This window comes from Aquimarina megaterium XH134 (assembly GCF_000520975.1).
In the GTDB taxonomy this organism is placed as follows: Bacteria; Bacteroidota; Bacteroidia; order Flavobacteriales; family Flavobacteriaceae; genus Aquimarina; species Aquimarina megaterium.
Genome location: NZ_JACB01000049.1, coordinates 17,783 through 35,634 on the forward strand (window position 1 = coordinate 17,783; position 17,852 = coordinate 35,634).

The window sequence follows — 17,852 nt, forward strand, 5'->3', positions numbered from 1 at the left end:
GTGGTTTATTTTGACTTGTGCACGTTGTGAATAATAGCGATAATGTAATGATACATAAATATTTCACCAGAGTCGATTTTAGTAATGTATAAAAATATAAAAAGCATCCCGAATACATCAGGATGCTTTTTATAAAGAAGTAATAAAACTTTTTATTTTACTTCAAAAGAGATTTTTAGGTTTACTCTGAATTCTGTTACATCATTGTCTTTAACCACAACACTTTGATCTGCAACATAAGCAGATCTAATGTTTTTTACAGATTTACTAGCTTGTTTTACAGCATTTCTAGTAGCATCTTCCCAGCTTTTTTCAGAATTTGCTAATACTTCGATAACTTTAATAATCGCCATGTTGTGAGTTTTTTAAATTAAAAAATATAAGAATATCTAAGATACAACAAACTGTTGCTTTTTAGAAAAAATAGCATGTATTCTTTTCCTGGATTTTTCGATATAACTATAAATTTATCGTTAAAAAGCATGTTGACATAAAATCATCTTATTTTTTTGATGAGTAACCGTTATTCTGCTCCTATTAATTTTTTATATGCATTAGCATCTAATAGATCGTTAATCTCATCTGGATTAGAGATTTCTATTTTAGCAAGCCAACCATCAGTATAGGGATCAGAATTTACCATTTCTGGATTTGACTCCAGCTCTTCATTAATTTCAACAACAGTACCCGAAACTGGCATAAAAATATCAGAAACGGTTTTAACTGCTTCAATAGACCCCATTACTTCTCCTTCATTAAGTTCTTCATCCAAAGATTCGAGTTCTACATAGACGATATCACCTAACTCACTTTGCGCAAAATCTGTAATACCGATATGAGCAATATTGTTCTCTATTCTGATCCATTCGTGATCTTTACTATACTTTAATTCTTCTGGGATATTCATAGTTTTATTTTTTTATGAAAGGTGTTTTTTTAACTATTGCTTTGATGCGCTTATTTCGAATTTCGATAAAAATGGTACTATCTGCTTTAGCGTAGGGAATAGTTACATAGCCAAGTCCTATTCCTTTTTCTAATATAGGTGATTGACTTCCTGAAGTTACTTTTCCGATACACTCATCATTTTCATTATATATTGTATACCCAGCCCTAGGAATACCTTTTTCTATCATTTCAAAACCAACTAATCTTCGAGTGACCCCCTCTGCTTTTTGTTTTTGTAAAGCTTCAGAATTAATAAATGGTTTAGTGAATTTTGTAATCCAGCCTAATCCTGCTTCTAATGGAGAAGTGGTGTCATCAATATCATTTCCATACAAACAGAATCCCATTTCTAATCGTAATGTATCTCTTGCTCCAAGTCCGATAGGCTGAATGTTATCTTCTTTTCCAATTTCGAGAATTGCATCCCAAAGTTGTTCTGCTCCAGAATTAGGAACATAAAGCTCAAAACCTCCTGCGCCTGTATATCCTGTAGCAGAAATGATTACATCTTGTATTCCTGCTATTTCACCCATAACAAAAGTGTAATATGGGATATCAGCAAGTGTTACTTTTGTGAGTTTTTGTAATACCCGGCTTGCAAGTGGTCCTTGTACGGCAAAAAGTGATATTTCATTAGAACGATCAATCATTTCTACATTGTCTGTATTATGACTTTTTATCCAGTTCCAGTCCTTGTCAATATTAGAGGCATTAACTACCAAAAGATATTCTTCATCACCTAGTTTATAGATAATAAGATCATCTACAACACCACCTTTATCATTAGGCATACAAGAATACTGAGCACTCCCAATATTTAATTTAGTGGCATCATTACTACTTATTTTCTGAATTAAATCTAACGCTTTAGGTCCTCTAAGGATAAATTCACCCATATGTGATACATCAAATATGCCAACACCTTCTCTTACAGTTTTATGTTCCTGTACTACAGAGGTGTATTGAAGTGGCATTAAATATCCTGCAAATGGGACCATTTTTGCTCCCAATTCCTGGTGTTTAGCTTCGAGAGCTATACTTATTAGTTCTGTTTCCATATTAATTTATAGTTATTTCTGTATTCTTTGTATCTTCTTCAAAAACCGAAACAGGTAGGCAACTACACATTAAATTTCGATCTCCATGGGCATCATTTACACGACCTACACTAGGCCAGAATTTATTGCCTTTTATATGAGGTAGCGGAAAAGCTGCTTTGGTTCTGGAATATGGCATATCCCAATTGTCTCGAGCGATAAACTCCATAGTGTGAGGAGCATTTTTTAATACATTTTGCTCTCTAGAGGCAGTTCCGTTTGCTATTTCTTTTATTTCATTTCTTATACTTATCATAGCATCAATAAAGCGATCAAGTTCTTCTATAGTTTCACTTTCTGTAGGTTCTATCATAATAGTTCCTGCAACAGGAAATGATACTGTTGGTGCATGAAATCCGTAATCCATAAGTCTTTTTGCAATATCGGTTACAGTAATATCTTCTTCTTTAAATGCTCTACAATCGATAATAAGCTCATGGGCATTGCGACCTTTTTCTCCTGTAAATAAGATAGGATAATGATCGACGAGTTTTTCTTTTATATAGTTAGCATTTAGAATTGCCATTTTTGTAGCAGAGGTCAATCCTTCGCCACCCATTAATGCGATATATGCATAAGAAATAGAAAGAATACTTGCACTACCCCAGGGAGCTGCAGAGATAGCCGCGATAGCCTTTTCTCCTCCTGCATTTTTTACTACAGCATTACCCGGTATAAATGGAGCAAGTTCTTTACTTACAGCAATTGGTCCCATTCCTGGTCCACCACCACCATGTGGGATACAAAAGGTTTTATGAAGATTAAGATGACATACGTCTCCACCAATAATTCCAGGGCTGGTTAACCCTAATTGAGCATTTAGGTTTGCTCCATCCAGATATACTTTTCCTCCATTATCATGAATAATCTCACAGGCTTCTTTAATATTTTCTTCAAAAACACCATGAGTAGATGGGTAGGTAACCATTAATGCCATTAAATTATCCTTATGTTTTTCGGCTTTAGCCCGCAAGTCATCGATATCGATATCTCCATTTTCTTTACAAGACACAATAACTACTTGTTGTCCTGCCATAGTTGCTGTTGCTGGGTTGGTACCATGTGCAGAGGAAGGGATAAGAGTTATGTTTCTATGAGTTTGGTTTTTATCTGCATAATATGCTTTTATAACCATTAAACCAGCAAGTTCTCCCTGGGCTCCACTGTTTGGTTGTAGAGAGGTAGTATATAAACCGGTAATTTCTGCCAGCCATGAGGCCAAATGTTCAAACATTTGATGGTATCCTTTTGCTTGATTTGTGGGAACAAAAGGATGAATATTGGCAAGCTCACCCCAAGATAAAGGCATCATCTCTGTAGTTGCGTTAAGTTTCATGGTACATGAACCTAAAGCAATCATAGAATGCACTAATGAAAGATCTTTATTTTCTAATCTTTTTAGATATCTAAGCATTTCATGTTCTGCCTGGTAAGAATTAAATACAGGGTGTTCTAGATAAGAAGATTTTCTTTGTAAAGAAGCAGGGATCGCAGTTGCATCAATTTTCCAATCTGTTACCTTTATCGTTTTACCCTTTGCAGTAGCAAAGATTTCGATAATATCTTGTAGATCGGTCAATGTAGTTTTTTCGTGAAGTGATATCCCTACATGATTATCATCAAAATACCTAAAATTGATTTCTTTATCGAGCGCTATTTTTTTGATACCTTCTTTATCTTCTACTTCTATTTTTAAAGTGTCAAAGAAATGAGTATTGGTTTGTGTATATCCGAGTTTCTCTAATTCCTGATTAAGCTTAGAGGTCGATAAATGAATTTTGTTGGCGATCTGAGATACACCATCTTTACCATGATACACTGCATACATCCCGGCCATTACCGCAAGTAATACTTGTGCAGTGCAGATATTAGAAGTAGCTTTTTCTCGTTTAATGTGCTGCTCTCTGGTTTGTAGTGCCATTCGGTATGCAGGACGACCATGACTATCTTCTGTTACCCCAATAATTCTACCAGGAATATGGCGTTTATACCCTTCCTTTGTAGCAAAATAAGCTGCATGTGGCCCCCCATATCCCAGAGGGACTCCAAATCTTTGTGAAGTACCAACAACTACATCTACTCCCATTTCACCTGGTGCAGCAATATGTGTTAATGCCATTAGATCTGATGCTACTGCAATTTTTACTTCATGCTTTTGTGCTTCAGTAATATATTGCGTTGGATCAGTAATTGCTCCATCACTATCTGGATATTGTATAAGAAGCCCAAAAAGATCAGGGTTTGACATATCAAGTTCGGCGATATCTCCAACAACTACATTAATGCCAATAGGTTCTGCACGGCCTATAATAAGTTCTATAGTGTGCGGAAATGTTTTTTTATCTATAAAAAATGTACTAGCTTGTTTTTTTGCTCTACTTTTTACACGGTATAAAAGTGTCATGGCTTCTGCTGCTGCTGTAGCTTCATCCAAAAGAGAAGCATTGGCAAGCTCCATCCCAGTAAGATCGGTTATCATGGTTTGATAGTTGATCAAGGCTTCTAGTCTACCTTGTGCTATCTCTGCCTGATATGGTGTGTAAGCTGTATACCAAGCAGGATTCTCAAGAATATTTCGTTGAATAACTGGCGGTACAATACAATCGTGATATCCCATTCCTATAAATGAACGGAATACTTTATTGTTTTCCATCATGGATTTGAAGCTGGTAAGAAACTCCAATTCTGTTTGTGCTGCTGGTAATGTTAATGGTTTTGCAGAACGAATGTTTTGTGGAATCGTTTCATCAATTAACTGTGTTAATGACGAAACACCAATCACGTTTAGCATTTGATCAATTTCCTTTTTGCCAGGACCTATATGTCTTGGTAGGAATTCTTGTTTAAGTGTACTTAGATCTTTCATCTGTTCTTTTTATTGTTCTTTAACGGTCAGATGGAATTCACCATTCAAAATTTTCGATAAATACAAACTTGGTTTATATGGCTCATTTCATAATATAACTATCCGCTAGACTGTTTTTTATTTATATAATGGAAAATTTTTCATCCAGTTATTTACTTCTGTCTTGATAGATGAAATCTTAGTGTCATTATCGTGATTTGCTAATACTTCATCTATAAAACCAACCATAGTATACATGTCATCTTCTTTCATTCCTCTGGTAGTAATAGCTGATGTTCCTAATCGCATACCAGATGTTACAAATGGTGATTTATCATCAAAAGGTACCATGTTCTTATTAATGGTAATATCTGCTTTTATCAATGTGTTTTCTGCTAATTTTCCTGTGATGTCTTTTGATCGCAGGTCAATAAGTGCCATATGATTATCGGTTCCGTTAGAGATAATATCATACCCTCTTTCTATTAAGGCAGCACACATCGCTTTGGCATTTTTTGCTACTTGTTCTACATACACTTTATAATCATCAGTAAGTGCTTCGCCAAATGCTACTGCTTTTGCAGCGATTACGTGTTCTAATGGCCCTCCTTGAGTTCCAGGAAAAACAGCCATATCCAAAATATTAGACATCATTTTGATTACTCCTTTTTTGGTTGCATGCCCCCATGGGTTTTCAAAATCCTGCCCCATCATAATCATACCACCTCTAGGTCCTCTCAATGTTTTGTGTGTTGTGGTGGTTACAATATGACAATGTTTTATCGGATCGTTTAATAAACCTTTGGCAATTAATCCTGCCGGATGAGAGATATCTGCCAATAATAAGGCACCTACCTGATCTGCAATAGCTCTTAGTCTTTTGTAATCCCAATCACGACTATAAGCAGATGCTCCACAAACAATTAGTTTAGGTTTTTCTCTTTCTGCTGTTTCTGCTACGGTATCCCAATTGATGAGACCTGTTTCTTTTTCTACTCCATAGAAACTAGGCTGATAAAGTTTACCAGAAAAGTTAACCGGTGATCCATGGGTAAGATGACCTCCGTGTGACAGATCAAAACCTAATATTTTGTCACCAGGATTAAGGCAACCTAGCATTACAGCTGCATTTGCTTGTGCTCCAGAATGTGGTTGTACATTTACCCATTCTGCTCCGAAGAGTTTTGCAGCTCTATCAATAGCAAGTGTTTCTACTTTGTCAACTACTTCACAGCCACCATAATATCGTTTTCCGGGAAGGCCTTCTGCATATTTATTGGTTAGAGAAGAGCCCATAGCAGCCATAACCTGTTTAGATGTAAAGTTTTCCGAAGCGATTAACTCTATTCCATGTTCCTGACGTTCTGTTTCTTCTGCGATAAGATTTTTTATCTCATTGTCCTGAATATCTTGTGCCATAATTTTCTTTTTTAACGTATTACATCCAATATTGTGCATCGGATTTTGGTTACTGTATTTTTTACAATGTTGGTTTTTGTTTTTTTTGATATATAGAATCTTTACGAATCAAAAATTAACCGATGCAAATTGTGAAGAATAAAATTGAAAAAATAGTACAAAATTGCAACCTAATATTTGTATTGGTTTTATGAAGTAAAATGGAGATAGAGTGCTGTATTGCGGTCTTTGAGAAGGTGAGTTAAATAATTACCTTGTTGGCGAATTGTTTTGGAGTAATGCCTATTATTTTTTTAAAATGCCGGGTGAAATGACTTTGGTCAAAAAAACCAGATTGGTATGCAACTTCTGTTGCAGATAATCTTTCGGTGAGTAGTTTTTTAGCTTTTTCTATTCTGAGATTCACTAGGTATTGATGTGGAGGAAGTTGATAATGTTGTTTAAAAGATTTGATCAATCCATATTCTGAAATACCTGTTAAGTTAGAAAGATCGTGAATAGAAACTTCTTCGAGGTAATGATTGTGTAAATATTCTTTGATTTGTTTTGCTACAATAAATTTTTCTGAAATTGGCTCATTATTTATTTCAGTATGTGCATACCTTTGGATTAGCTCTTTTAGAAAATCCATAAGTAAATATTCAGACTTTGGATTATGTTGATTGTATATCAGATTCGGAAATACAGTTTTTCCTTTTTTAAATAATACTTTGTTAGTTATAATGTTTTCTTTGAAAACTGGTAATTCTATAGACGAATTTAAGGTGCCCATAGCCTTTTTCATGATCCCAATGGGAACATACATAGTAAGAAAATTCCATGGTGAATTTTTTACAGGCTTTCCTGTATGTACTTCATAGGGGTTAAAAACAAGAATTGAACCAGTAGATAAAATGAAATTAGAAGAATCGTTAGAATAGTCGCCAATACCATAATCCATAAAAATTATAGTATAACTTTCATGAAAATGAGGCTTAAATTGATGCGATGTAAATGACCCTTTAAATAACTCTAAATTATCGAGAGCGTTATTTATAAAATGCTGGACATTATTATGTTTATTCTTGTCATACATTATCTCAATAATTTACTTTTGAACAATTTTTTTATCATTCAAAGCCCAAAAAAACCTTGGGGTGATTCTTAACTTATGATATAAGTAAAAGTATTTCTATACTTTTTTTAAGTAGCTAATATATGTTGGTTTTATAAATTATCTATAATCAATAGTTTGAAATGTATTAAAAATTGTATGTTTTGATGTTTTAGTACTATTTACGGATAATTTAGTATGATAGTGAATAGATAAAAACTATGTTTTTTGGTTCTTTATATATAAAAATTAACCATTTATAGCTTCTACATATTCTACTTTGTCTTTTAACATCTCTTTTAGCATGTTTTCGATTCCGTTTTTTAATGTAAAAGTAGAAGAAGGGCACCCACTGCAAGCTCCTTGTAAAATTACTTTTACTCCTTTACTCTTCGGATCATAAGAATCAAATAATATGTTACCTCCATCACTAGCTACAGCAGGTTTGATATATTCATCAATAATATTTACAATATCTTTTGAGACATCATCCAGGCTTTCAAAATCTAAATCAGACTGTTTTTTTACTTCTTCTTTTGTCACAACAGCATTTGCAGTTAAAACTTCTTTACCTTGCTCTAGATAATTACGTATAAAATCTCTAATCTCTGTGGTAATATCATTCCAATCTGCCATGTCATATTTCCCTATAGAAATATAATTTTCATCAATGTATACTTCCTTAACAAACGGAAAATGAAATAACTCTTGTACCAAAGGTGCTTCACTAGCATCATCAATGTTTTTAAATTCATGACCCACAGTAACTAATTTTTTATTAGCAACAAACTTTAATACAGCAGGGTTAGGTGTACTCTCTGCATAAATAGTAATAGGAACTTTTTTTGTGGTTTCAGCCTCAGTTTCAATAATAATAGGTTGACCACTATTGAGATAATTTTTGATTTGTTGTGCAACTTCTTCTTGCACATCTGGCCATTCTACAATATCATACTTATCTATAGCAACAAAATTTTGTGCAATAAATACCCTTTTTACAAATGGTAGATAAAACAATTGTTGTGCAAGAGGAGCGTTTTTGGCTTGATCTATATTCTCAAATTCATAACTGGTATGCTGGGTTAGAAAATAATTGGCTTCAAACTTAACAATACCCGGATTTGAAGTAGGCTCTATTTTTATTTCAAAACTCTTTTCCATGCGCTATTTTTTTGCAAATCTACTAAAAAGCAAGACGATATTAGTAATGTATGCGTAATGCTAACAATTTTTAACTAATCTTGAATATATGTAAATAAATAAAGTATATAATTTTAGCTTTTGTTGTTGAATTAGATAATAATATAAGCATAAAGATGAATAAGATTATTGATCAAAAATTTCGTCACTAATAATAAGTGATTTATCACAAAATCTTAATTAAACGTTGACTTATAGTGGGAATGTAGTTGTGTTAGCACAAAAATTAATGATCAAGGACTGATTTCTAATGTCTATAATTGGTTAAAAATAATAACCAGAAGAGGGGGTACATCCTTTGACTTGTTATGACTTCAAAAAGTATAGATCTTGTATTCTGACAAAAATTTATATCTTTGGAGCGATTGAAATACAATGATTTATTTAAAAAAATAAGGTGAAGCCTCACAATATAAACTGTTTTTAATAGTTTAGATTGAATTCACAAATTCTATTTAGCCCCTAAATAATAGTGCTCAAATGAACTTAAAAACATTCTATGTAGTAGTATTAGTACTGGTATCTCCGTTTGTCTTCTCGCAAGAAGGTATTCCTGTATACTCTGATTATCTATCTGATAATTTGTACTTGATACATCCTGCAATGGCTGGTGCATCAAATGCTAATAAAATTAGACTTACTGCCAGAAAGCAATGGTTTGATGTGAATAATGCACCTAATCTACAGACATTAAATATTAATTTTAGAACTGGCGAGAAATCTGGTTTAGGAGGAATTGTATATAGAGATGAAAACGGTAGGTTTTCCCAGACAGGACTGTATTTAACATATGCTTATCATCTTTTGTTTTCGAGAGATAGAACAGATCTAAACATGTTATCTTTTGGCCTTAGTGCCGGTTTGATACAATCTAATGTAGATTTAAGAGGGCTTGATGATCCTTTTGATCCAGATCCTGTAATTCTTGATAGAGTACAAAAAGATGTATATTACAATGTTGATGTAGGGTTATCTTATAACTATTTAGAATGGTATGCACATATTACTGTTAAAAACATATTGCCAACTGTTCGTGATATTTTTGATAATAATACCCCGATACGAGAATCTAATAATCAACGTAGATATATCTTTTCTTTAGGGTATTTGTTTGGTATTGGTGCTACTCCCTGGAGTTTAGAGCCATCTATTATGTATCAAGCTACAGATGAAACTCAAGAAAGCACCATTGATGCTAATTTAAAAGTATACAGAGATTTTAGTTCGAGCACTTTATGGGGAGGAATATCTTACAGACGTAGCCTAGATGGAGCAGAATTTTCTCAAGATGGCACTTCTGTAGAAAGCCAGCAATTGCAATACATAACTCCGTTTTTGGGAATTAATTATAAAAAATGGATGGCTGGGTATACCTACAGTTATCAATTAAATTCGGTAGTGCTTAGTAATGGTGGTTTTCATCAAATTACTCTAGGGTACGATTTTGGAAAACGTAAGGAAAGATGGGATTGTAATTGCCCTGCGGTTAATTCTAAAAACTAATCACAGTATAAAAATATTACATAAAAAATATAAATGGTTGCAAATTTGCAACCATTTATATTTTTATTTGGTAAAAGTACCATCAAATTGTAGCCTTTGATCTTTTATAGGGACCAAAGAAGATAATTCATATACATTTTTATAACCATATCCATAGAGATTTATAAATGTTGGGATATTTAACGCCAGAGGAGCCATTTTGGAAGCAAAATTAATAGAGTCTCCATCGATATTGTTATTACAATAAATCAAAATACGAGTCTTTTTGGAAGGTATTTTTTTTGCCAGTTTCCCTTCTGTGAAATCAGAAAAATTGATATGAGTTGCTCCTTTAAGGTGCTTTTGTTTGTAAGCACTTTCAGAACGAGTGTCTAATAAAATAGTGTTCTCATCTGTCATATACTTTAGAAAAGTCTCCAAAGGAATTAATCGTTCTTTTCTATATTCTAAAATTTCTTCAGATATTTCTAGAAAAGAATCATAATCAACATTCGATTTTGATAACTTCTTTTGTTGCTGTGCCTGCATTGACATAGGTATTAGAATTAGTATAATTACTTTAATAACTGTTTTCATCTTGACTGTTTATTTTTCTTGAAGTACCCTGTTTTTTTATGATTTATTCTTCCCAGGAGAAAGATTTTTTTCTTCCTTGCTTTTTGATAGCATTTAGTAAAGCAGCTTCTAGGTTTGTATCATCTTTTTTACTGTTTTCTTTGATATACGATACACGCTTTTTATTTAACTCTTTAATTTTTTGTTGTATCTCTTTACGCGTTTTGCTTTTTTCTGCGATATATTGCTTTAACTCAGCTTTAGATTTTCCTTTAAGCTCTTTTGGTAATTCGTCTTTTGCTACTTTTTCGACTTCAAAAGCTTCGTCTTCTGCAGCATCGATTAGATCCCAGCTTTTGTTTTTATAGAAACCAGAACTCTTACTAACGGTTCGACTTACAGCATTAGCAGAACTGTAGGATCTTGCATTACTATCCTGTTCAGCTTGTAATTGTCTTTTTTGAGCGCCTTGGTGACCATAATAGATATATGTACCATTTAATTTATGATTGAGCTTAAGAATAATATCATCATATGGTGTTGCAATATGTACGGTTTCACGATTATGATCAATTGCACTATATTCTCCAGTTGTAATATCGGCTCCGTGTTTCCACATTGTCTCAATACCTTGTCTATAATTACCACAAAAAATGGTGTTAATCGTAATATCTTTTTCTAATGCATCTGTTGCTGCATCTTTATAATCAACCGGCCCTTGGGTAAAGGGTTCGTTGCCAGCTATGAAGATTAGTTTTAAATGATCATTATTTTTTTTCCAACCTAATTGATTAATTGAAGTATTGATCACTTTACCACAATATTCATTTCCTCCATTAGTTGTAAGTGCAAAAAGTTCTTTGGATATTTCATCTAAATCATCAGAGAACGGTAAGACTTGTCTAATAAATCCTTCTTGAGATGGTAAACCATCATTACCATATTCATATAATGCTATTTCCAGCTTTATTTTGTTATGACCGCATTTTGCATAAGAAAGTTCATTTACGATTTCCCATAGTTGAGCCTTAGCCTGGTCAATAAGCCCATCCATACTATTACTGGTGTCTAATAGTAAAGCTACTTGTATGTTACGTGTATTAGGATCGGTTTTGGTAGTTTGTATTAGGTGGTTTTTTTCTTTTTGAAATGCGAGATCGGAGTTCGGTTTATTATTTGCGTTACAAGAAATAGTAACAAGTAAACATAACATGCTCCATGTAAAAAATGTCTTCATAGTTTCCTTTTTTAATTTTGGATAAAACTATAGTTAACTTTTTTGATTAAAAATCTATAATGAGGGACTAGTTAATATAAATGAGGGAACTTACTCTTTTGATTAGGGAAGTTTCTTTTTTGTCCTAAAAAGCTACTGTAAAACAGTATAATCAAGTGATTCTAATTTTATTATCCCACTTAAATGGGTTAAGTTTACCTTGTTTTAATAGTATATAATGAAGAAGATTGGTTTGATAATAGTATTTCTTTGGTTCCTTCCTGTATTGGTTTTGGGGCAAGAAAACGCTAGAATGAAACGACCAGAATCGATGAGTATTAAAGGTTCTGTGAAGGAGAAGAGCACCCGAAAAGCAATTAGAGATGTTGATGTGACTGTTCTGGGAAAAGGGACCGTTACAACTGATGTTTTTGGTGATTTTAGGATTGAAGCCCGTGTTGGAGATGAACTTGTAATTACTCATGATAGTTTTAATACTATACGATATACAATTAAGGATGGCCAAAGAATTGATATTGAAGTACAGGATAATCCGCAAGAGGCTAAATCACCTTCGATTTCAAAACAAAAAAGAGAGTCGAGATATCAGGAAAACCTTAGAGCAGCAAAAAGTTCTTTGAAAAAGGATGCCGCTACGAGTATAGAATATATCACTAATGCATTAGAAACAATACGAGATGATGATCCTTCATCAGACGATAAAAAAGCCGAATTATTTGAATCGTTAGCAGATATTTATGAGTACTGGAAACAGCCAGATCTTGCAGAGAGTAACTACCTTCTTAGTCTTAAAAATAAATATAACGCAGATGTAAAAATTAAATTAGCTAATGCTCAACTAGAAGGAAAAAATTACCAGGCAGCTCTAAATACTTTTGATGAATTACGGCGATCCAGGTTGAGTAATACTCAAAAGGCTATTGTTTATGAAGGTCTGGGAGATAGTTATAAAGGGTTGCAAAATTATCCTGATGCCATTACTAATTACAATAAAGCTCTTTCTATAAGCCAGAGAAAAAAGCTGGATGATAAGGTGATTTTGTTAAACTCTAAGCTAGCCGAAGTATTACAACAAGAGGGGAATATTAGAGATGCAGAGGAGTATTTGGATAATTCGGTGCAACTGGCACAACAAAAGGATAAAAAAACATCTGCGAGACAACGATCTGTTGCAGCAGATTTTTATAACAAGAGTAATAGCTATGGTAAAGAGATACAATTAAGAAAAGAAGCACTCGAGGATATCGAAGAGATTGAAGAAAGCAATGATAATGATGGTCCACAGGCAGAGAAAGACAATTCTTTAACTACTCAAGTGCAAAATTATAAAATTGCCAGTGCTTTTGCAGCACAAGAAGCATATGATGAAGCCATACCATATTTAGAAGAAAGTATTAAAGAGGCAGAATCAAAAAATGATCTTATTGTTCAAAAAGATGCTACCCGAAAACTAGGAGAAGTATATCGAGAAAAAGGAGAGTTAGAAAAAGCATCAGATGCCTTCAAAGAATATGAGGTAATCATAGATAAGTTATATATTCAAAAAGATCAGGAGATATCACAGGCAACTCGTTTTAGCAGAGAACTAGCGCAGAGAGCAAATAGAATTACTACATTAGAGAAAGATAGGGAGTTAAATGAAGCAAGATATGAATTGGCATTTGCTTCGCAAGAAATAGCAAATCAACAAAGTATACGACAACAAATTGTAATCTATTTTTTAATTGGGTTAATGGTTTTATTACTTCTTGCTGGGTATTTGATGTATCGTAATATGAAGCAACAACGATATGCAAATAATATTTTAGCTTTAAAATCACTACGCTCCCAAATGAATCCACATTTTATTTTTAATGCTTTAAATTCTGTGAATACATTTATAGCAACAAGTGATGAAAGAACAGCAAATAGATATCTTACTGATTTTTCGTTATTGATGAGAGCTGTTTTAGAGAATAGTGAAGAAGATTTTATTCCTCTAGAAAAAGAGATAGAACTCTTAAGATTATATGTGCAATTAGAGCATTTTAGGTTTCAGGATAAATTTGAATATACAGTTGAGGTTGATCCAGAAATCGATATTAATGAATATATGATTCCTCCTATGTTATTGCAGCCATATGTAGAAAATGCGGTATGGCATGGACTACGATATAAAATTGAAAAGGGGCTGTTATCCATACGTTTTCAAAAAGCAACATCAGAAAGTATAGAAATTACAATTACTGATGATGGAATTGGACGTAAAAAATCTAAAGAACTGAAAACGCATAATCAAAAACTTCAAAAATCCAGAGGAATGGGTAATATCAAAAAGAGAATTGCCATCCTTAATGAAATGTATAAAGATAAGGTTGATGTGTTTATATCGGATCTCGAAGATAATACAGAAGGAACGCAGGTAAAATTAATTCTTAAGAAAGACAAGTAAATGAACTTAACCGCAATCATAGTAGATGATGAAGCTAATAGCCGAGCGATACTTAGAAATTATTTAGGTAAGTATTGCCCATCGGTTACCATTTTGGGAGAGGCAGCCAGTGTAAAAGAAACATTGGTATTGCTAGAATCTTACACTCCTGATATGTTGTTTTTGGATGTAGAAATGCCATATGGCAATGCATTTGATTTATTAGAACAAGTACCTGATCGCACATTCGAAATTGTCTTTGTAACCGCCTATGATCATTATGCGGTAGATGCTCTAAACGCTCAGGCAACCTATTACTTGTTAAAACCTATTGCAATTGATAATCTTATCAAAGCTGTTGATCATGTAAGTTATATCAAGCAAAGGGAAACCGCTCTATTGGATACTGTTTTAGTTCCTAAGGTGACAACTGTTGAAGGTAAAATCACTATTCCGCAACAAGATGGTTTCGAGGTTCTACAAATTTCTGATATTATGTATTGCGAAGCTGATGATAACTATACAAAAATTTACCTGGATAAAGGCCAAAAGTTAGTAAGTAAAACGCTAAAATATTTTGAAGAATCCCTAAATCCACACGGGTTTGTAAGAACTCATAAAAGTTATTTGGTGAATGTTAGTAAAATAACACGATATCGGAAGGGGAAGGGGGGGAGTATTGTACTTTCTTCAGGAAAAGAGTTAGCGGTGTCTTCTTCTAAAAAAGGAACATTATTGAATTATTTTAAATAATCCTAATCGATAATTATGAAGTTTTTATTTTTTCTGTTAAAACACTTTAAAAAAACAAGTGTTAGTTATTGTAATTTGTAATATCCACTATTATTAACTACAAAAACTTAAAATAATGAAAAAAAGAGAATCGTTAAAAAAGCTATCTCTAGAAAAAATCAAAATTTCTAATCTGGCCTCTAAAGCTATCAAAGGAGGAACAGCTAACCCATCATTACACAGTTGTGCCGGACAGGGTAATAACCCAGGTCAAACTTGTTATACTAATAATTGTGGAGGTACTGGTGGAGGAACGGGTACTGGTGGCGGAATTAGTGGTCCTATTTATTGTTAATCTATCTTTTGTAAGATATGAAGATTGTCTAGAAGTAATCTGTTTGTTGTCTTTTTTGAAAATTAATTTGTTGCTTTTTCTTGTAAAAACTAAGAACATGATTTTTTAGACAATCTTTTTTAAGTTTATATAGTATAAAAACTAAAAATCTAAAGTTTTTACAGTATATGTAATAGTGTTTTTGTGTAAAATATTCTTTAGTATATCTGCATTACCATTAGTATATAAAGTGTGTTCACCTATTTTAGAGTCTAGGTTTAAAAGTTGATTTGCGATCAATACAGCTTTGGTTTGTCGTGCAACAGCTTCTCCCGAATCGATAATTGTAATCTGATCGGAAAGGATTTTTTTTAGAAGAGGGATTAGATAAGGGTAATGTGTACATCCAAGAACTAAATGGTCTATGTTTTTGTCAAGCATAGGAGTGATATAAGAATGAAGTAAAGTATGCATTTCATCTGTGTTTATCTTTCCATTTTCGATAAGTTCTACCAATCCAGTACCAACAACTTCAATAACTTCAATATTTTGAGTATACAGATCCGACGTTTTGACAAATAATTCACTAGATAAAGTACCTTTTGTGGCGAGTATACCTACTTTTTTTGTTCTGGTATGAATAGCAGCAGGTTTTATAGCAGGCTCGATACCTATAATGGGTACGTCATACTTAGATCGTAGTGTTTTTATGGCATTTGTAGTTGCGGTATTACATGCAACCACAATGATCTTGCAATTTAGCTCAAGGAGCTTCTCGGTGTTTTTAATGCTTAATGCTGTAATCTCTTCTTTGCTACGCTTACCATAAGGAGCATATTTGCTATCAGCTAGAAAGATAGTATCCTCATGTGGTAATAGAGAGGTGATTTCTTTCCAGATAGTTGTTCCACCAACACCTGAGTCAAATATACCAATAGGTTGATTTTGCATAATTACATGATAGTTTATCTCAAAAATAAAAAAACAGTGAGATGTCATCTCACTGTTTTTTTATTTTTATTAAAAGTTTAAAGTAAAACTGTTAAATACCTAAATCTTTTTTTACATCTGCCATTAGGTTTTTACCATCAGCCATAATTACTCCGGTACCTGTAGTAGAATCTAATACATATTGAAAACCTTGCGCTCTTGCTACCTTTTGGATAGATGTACGTGCTTGTTCATAGATAGGCTTCATTAATTCGATCTCTTTTTTCTGAAGATCTTGAAGCGCATTTGTTCTATAATCGTTAATGCTTTTTTCTGTAGCCTGTACTTCTTGTTGTCTTTTTAAATTCTCTTCATCCGTCTTAGTTTCAGCTTCCTGAGAATATTTTTTAATAGTGTTTTGTAACTCTAACACCATATTTCTGATTTCTGCATCATAAGTCTTATTTAATTTTTCGATCTCACTTTTTGCAGCTTTAAAAGCAGGCATTGCTTCTACAAGCTCCTGTGATGCTATATGTGCTACTTTAGATTGAGCATTCACAAAACTTGAGCTTCCTATGGTAATTGCAATAGCTACTAATAACGTTCTAAATTGTTTCATTTGTAAGTATTATTAAAGGGTGTTATAAATTTATAAAATTAATTATTTAATCATTGTCTTTTCTACTATCAGCATCAGACGATGAGTCATTATTTTTTAGATTTTCTCTTTGAGTTTTTAAAGCTTTAATAGAATCTTTCTTTCTTTTTTGTAATTCTAATAATCGGGCTCTTCTTTCTTCGAACTCTTTCTTTTTTGCAGCTCTTATAGAATCTCTTTGAGCTTTACGCTCTGCAAGAAGTTGTTCTCTTTCTGATAATCTTTTTTGAGCTTCACGTTCTCTGTCAGATACTTCAGCTTCTTGTTCTGCATTTCTTTTTTCAGCTCTTTCCAGGGCTTTCTTATCTTTCTTACTATTGAGCTGTTTTCTTTTTGAAGCTCTATTTATTCTAAGTAACACCTGATCACTTATATCGAATCGATCTGCAGAATATAACATTACTAAATCTGCTGATTTATCAAAAACGAAATCGTATTTTTTGTTTTTAGCAATTTCTTGAACTGCTACAAAAACTTGATCCTGTACTGGTTGAACTAATCTCTTTTTTTGAATAAAAAGATCTCCATTAGGGCCAAATCGTTTTTGTTGATATTCTAATATTTCTTTTTCTTTAAAAAAGATATCTTCTTCTCTTTCTTCGATTAGCTCTTTGGTTAGTAAGACTCTTTCATTATTAAGGTCTTTACGCATTTCTTCAACTTCTTTAAGTTCTGCTTCTATTTCAACTTTCCATTTTTGTACTTTGGTTTCGAGTTCAGAAGAAGCTTCGTTGTATTCTGGAACGTTTTCCAGAATATAGCTCATATCGATATAGCCAATCCTAATACCTTTCTGTGCATGTACTGCGTTTGTGAAAAATAGCCAACTGACTGCTGCAACTAGTAAAAGACCCTTTGTTTTCATAACTTTGTGTGTATATAGAAATA

16 protein-coding genes are annotated in these 17,852 nt (G+C 33.0%); 4 read left to right on the plus strand and 12 right to left on the minus strand.

The features are described from left to right. Positions 1-152 precede the first annotated feature (152 nt). The 7 genes from Z053_RS0122345 to Z053_RS0122375 form a co-directional block, all read right to left on the minus strand. Positions 153-353 (minus strand): dodecin family protein, encoded by a 201-nt coding sequence (locus Z053_RS0122345; RefSeq protein WP_025667189.1) that lies wholly within the window; start codon positions 351-353, stop codon positions 153-155. A 170-nt stretch (positions 354-523) separates the two neighbouring features. Further along, positions 524-907: a glycine cleavage system protein GcvH gene (gene gcvH, locus Z053_RS0122350; protein WP_025667190.1), complete on the minus strand. Its 384-nt coding sequence runs from the start codon at positions 905-907 to the stop codon at positions 524-526. Positions 908-911: 4 nt separating this feature from the next. After that, on the minus strand, positions 912-2,006 hold the full coding sequence (gcvT, locus tag Z053_RS0122355) for a glycine cleavage system aminomethyltransferase GcvT (protein WP_025667191.1): 1,095 nt from the start codon (positions 2,004-2,006) through the stop codon (positions 912-914). A gap of 1 nt (position 2,007) precedes the next feature. Beyond that, positions 2,008-4,911 (minus strand): aminomethyl-transferring glycine dehydrogenase, encoded by a 2,904-nt coding sequence (gcvP, locus tag Z053_RS0122360; protein ID WP_025667192.1) that lies wholly within the window; start codon positions 4,909-4,911, stop codon positions 2,008-2,010. Positions 4,912-5,028: 117 nt separating this feature from the next. Further along, on the minus strand, positions 5,029-6,309 hold the full coding sequence (locus Z053_RS0122365; RefSeq protein WP_035096584.1) for a serine hydroxymethyltransferase: 1,281 nt from the start codon (positions 6,307-6,309) through the stop codon (positions 5,029-5,031). Positions 6,310-6,550: 241 nt separating this feature from the next. Next, positions 6,551-7,384 carry an AraC family transcriptional regulator gene (locus Z053_RS0122370; protein ID WP_025667194.1) on the minus strand — a complete coding sequence of 278 codons (834 nt, stop codon included), beginning with the start codon at positions 7,382-7,384 and terminating at the stop codon, positions 6,551-6,553. Positions 7,385-7,651: 267 nt separating this feature from the next. Beyond that, positions 7,652-8,563, minus strand: a complete 912-nt coding sequence (locus Z053_RS0122375) for a NifU family protein (RefSeq protein ID WP_025667195.1) — start codon at positions 8,561-8,563, stop codon at positions 7,652-7,654. Positions 8,564-9,082: 519 nt separating this feature from the next. Between Z053_RS0122375 and Z053_RS0122380 the strand changes: the two genes are divergently transcribed. Then, positions 9,083-10,105 carry a PorP/SprF family type IX secretion system membrane protein gene (locus Z053_RS0122380; protein WP_025667196.1) on the plus strand — a complete coding sequence of 341 codons (1,023 nt, stop codon included), beginning with the start codon at positions 9,083-9,085 and terminating at the stop codon, positions 10,103-10,105. 63 nt (positions 10,106-10,168) lie between these two features. Here the strand turns inward: Z053_RS0122380 and Z053_RS0122385 are convergent, their stop codons facing one another. After that, positions 10,169-10,681: a rhodanese-like domain-containing protein gene (locus Z053_RS0122385; RefSeq protein ID WP_025667197.1), complete on the minus strand. Its 513-nt coding sequence runs from the start codon at positions 10,679-10,681 to the stop codon at positions 10,169-10,171. A 43-nt stretch (positions 10,682-10,724) separates the two neighbouring features. After that, positions 10,725-11,897 (minus strand): vWA domain-containing protein, encoded by a 1,173-nt coding sequence (locus Z053_RS0122390; RefSeq protein WP_025667198.1) that lies wholly within the window; start codon positions 11,895-11,897, stop codon positions 10,725-10,727. Positions 11,898-12,114: 217 nt separating this feature from the next. Here Z053_RS0122390 and Z053_RS0122395 point away from each other — a divergent pair, with 217 nt between their 5' ends. From Z053_RS0122395 to Z053_RS0122405, 3 genes are all read left to right on the plus strand, one after another. After that, positions 12,115-14,328, plus strand: a complete 2,214-nt coding sequence (locus Z053_RS0122395) for a tetratricopeptide repeat-containing sensor histidine kinase (RefSeq protein WP_025667199.1) — start codon at positions 12,115-12,117, stop codon at positions 14,326-14,328. Next, a complete protein-coding gene (locus Z053_RS0122400) occupies positions 14,329-15,060 on the plus strand; it encodes a LytR/AlgR family response regulator transcription factor (RefSeq protein WP_025667200.1) in 732 nt (243 codons plus the stop codon). A 115-nt stretch (positions 15,061-15,175) separates the two neighbouring features. Next, a complete protein-coding gene (locus Z053_RS0122405) occupies positions 15,176-15,394 on the plus strand; it encodes a hypothetical protein (RefSeq protein WP_025667201.1) in 219 nt (72 codons plus the stop codon). 141 nt (positions 15,395-15,535) lie between these two features. Here Z053_RS0122405 and murI read toward each other — a convergent pair whose 3' ends face one another. The 3 genes from murI to Z053_RS0122420 form a co-directional block, all read right to left on the minus strand. Beyond that, complete coding sequence (gene murI, locus Z053_RS0122410) at positions 15,536-16,324, minus strand: glutamate racemase (RefSeq protein WP_025667202.1); 789 nt, start codon at positions 16,322-16,324, stop codon at positions 15,536-15,538. Positions 16,325-16,415: 91 nt separating this feature from the next. Then, positions 16,416-16,925 carry an OmpH family outer membrane protein gene (locus Z053_RS0122415; RefSeq protein WP_025667203.1) on the minus strand — a complete coding sequence of 170 codons (510 nt, stop codon included), beginning with the start codon at positions 16,923-16,925 and terminating at the stop codon, positions 16,416-16,418. 46 nt (positions 16,926-16,971) lie between these two features. Further along, positions 16,972-17,829, minus strand: a complete 858-nt coding sequence (locus Z053_RS0122420; protein WP_025667204.1) for an OmpH family outer membrane protein — start codon at positions 17,827-17,829, stop codon at positions 16,972-16,974. Positions 17,830-17,852: the final 23 nt, after the last annotated feature.

Excerpts from the sequence above, each read along its gene's own strand:
- gcvH (WP_025667190.1), bottom strand. The coding sequence starts at position 907 with ATGAATATCCCAGAAGAATTAAAGTATAGTAAAGATCACGAATGGATC.
- Z053_RS0122420 (WP_025667204.1), bottom strand. The coding sequence starts at position 17,829 with ATGAAAACAAAGGGTCTTTTACTAGTTGCAGCAGTCAGTTGGCTATTT.
- Z053_RS0122345 (WP_025667189.1), bottom strand. The coding sequence starts at position 353 with ATGGCGATTATTAAAGTTATCGAAGTATTAGCAAATTCTGAAAAAAGC.
- Z053_RS0122365 (WP_035096584.1), bottom strand. The coding sequence starts at position 6,309 with ATGGCACAAGATATTCAGGACAATGAGATAAAAAATCTTATCGCAGAA.
- Z053_RS0122380 (WP_025667196.1), top strand. The coding sequence starts at position 9,083 with ATGAACTTAAAAACATTCTATGTAGTAGTATTAGTACTGGTATCTCCG.
- Z053_RS0122370 (WP_025667194.1), bottom strand. The coding sequence starts at position 7,384 with ATGTATGACAAGAATAAACATAATAATGTCCAGCATTTTATAAATAAC.
- Z053_RS0122400 (WP_025667200.1), top strand. The coding sequence starts at position 14,329 with ATGAACTTAACCGCAATCATAGTAGATGATGAAGCTAATAGCCGAGCG.
- Z053_RS0122415 (WP_025667203.1), bottom strand. The coding sequence starts at position 16,925 with ATGAAACAATTTAGAACGTTATTAGTAGCTATTGCAATTACCATAGGA.
- Z053_RS0122395 (WP_025667199.1), top strand. The coding sequence starts at position 12,115 with ATGAAGAAGATTGGTTTGATAATAGTATTTCTTTGGTTCCTTCCTGTA.
- Z053_RS0122385 (WP_025667197.1), bottom strand. The coding sequence starts at position 10,681 with ATGAAAACAGTTATTAAAGTAATTATACTAATTCTAATACCTATGTCA.
- gcvP (WP_025667192.1), bottom strand. The coding sequence starts at position 4,911 with ATGAAAGATCTAAGTACACTTAAACAAGAATTCCTACCAAGACATATA.
- Z053_RS0122390 (WP_025667198.1), bottom strand. The coding sequence starts at position 11,897 with ATGAAGACATTTTTTACATGGAGCATGTTATGTTTACTTGTTACTATT.
- gcvT (WP_025667191.1), bottom strand. The coding sequence starts at position 2,006 with ATGGAAACAGAACTAATAAGTATAGCTCTCGAAGCTAAACACCAGGAA.
- murI (WP_025667202.1), bottom strand. The coding sequence starts at position 16,324 with ATGCAAAATCAACCTATTGGTATATTTGACTCAGGTGTTGGTGGAACA.
- Z053_RS0122375 (WP_025667195.1), bottom strand. The coding sequence starts at position 8,563 with ATGGAAAAGAGTTTTGAAATAAAAATAGAGCCTACTTCAAATCCGGGT.
- Z053_RS0122405 (WP_025667201.1), top strand. The coding sequence starts at position 15,176 with ATGAAAAAAAGAGAATCGTTAAAAAAGCTATCTCTAGAAAAAATCAAA.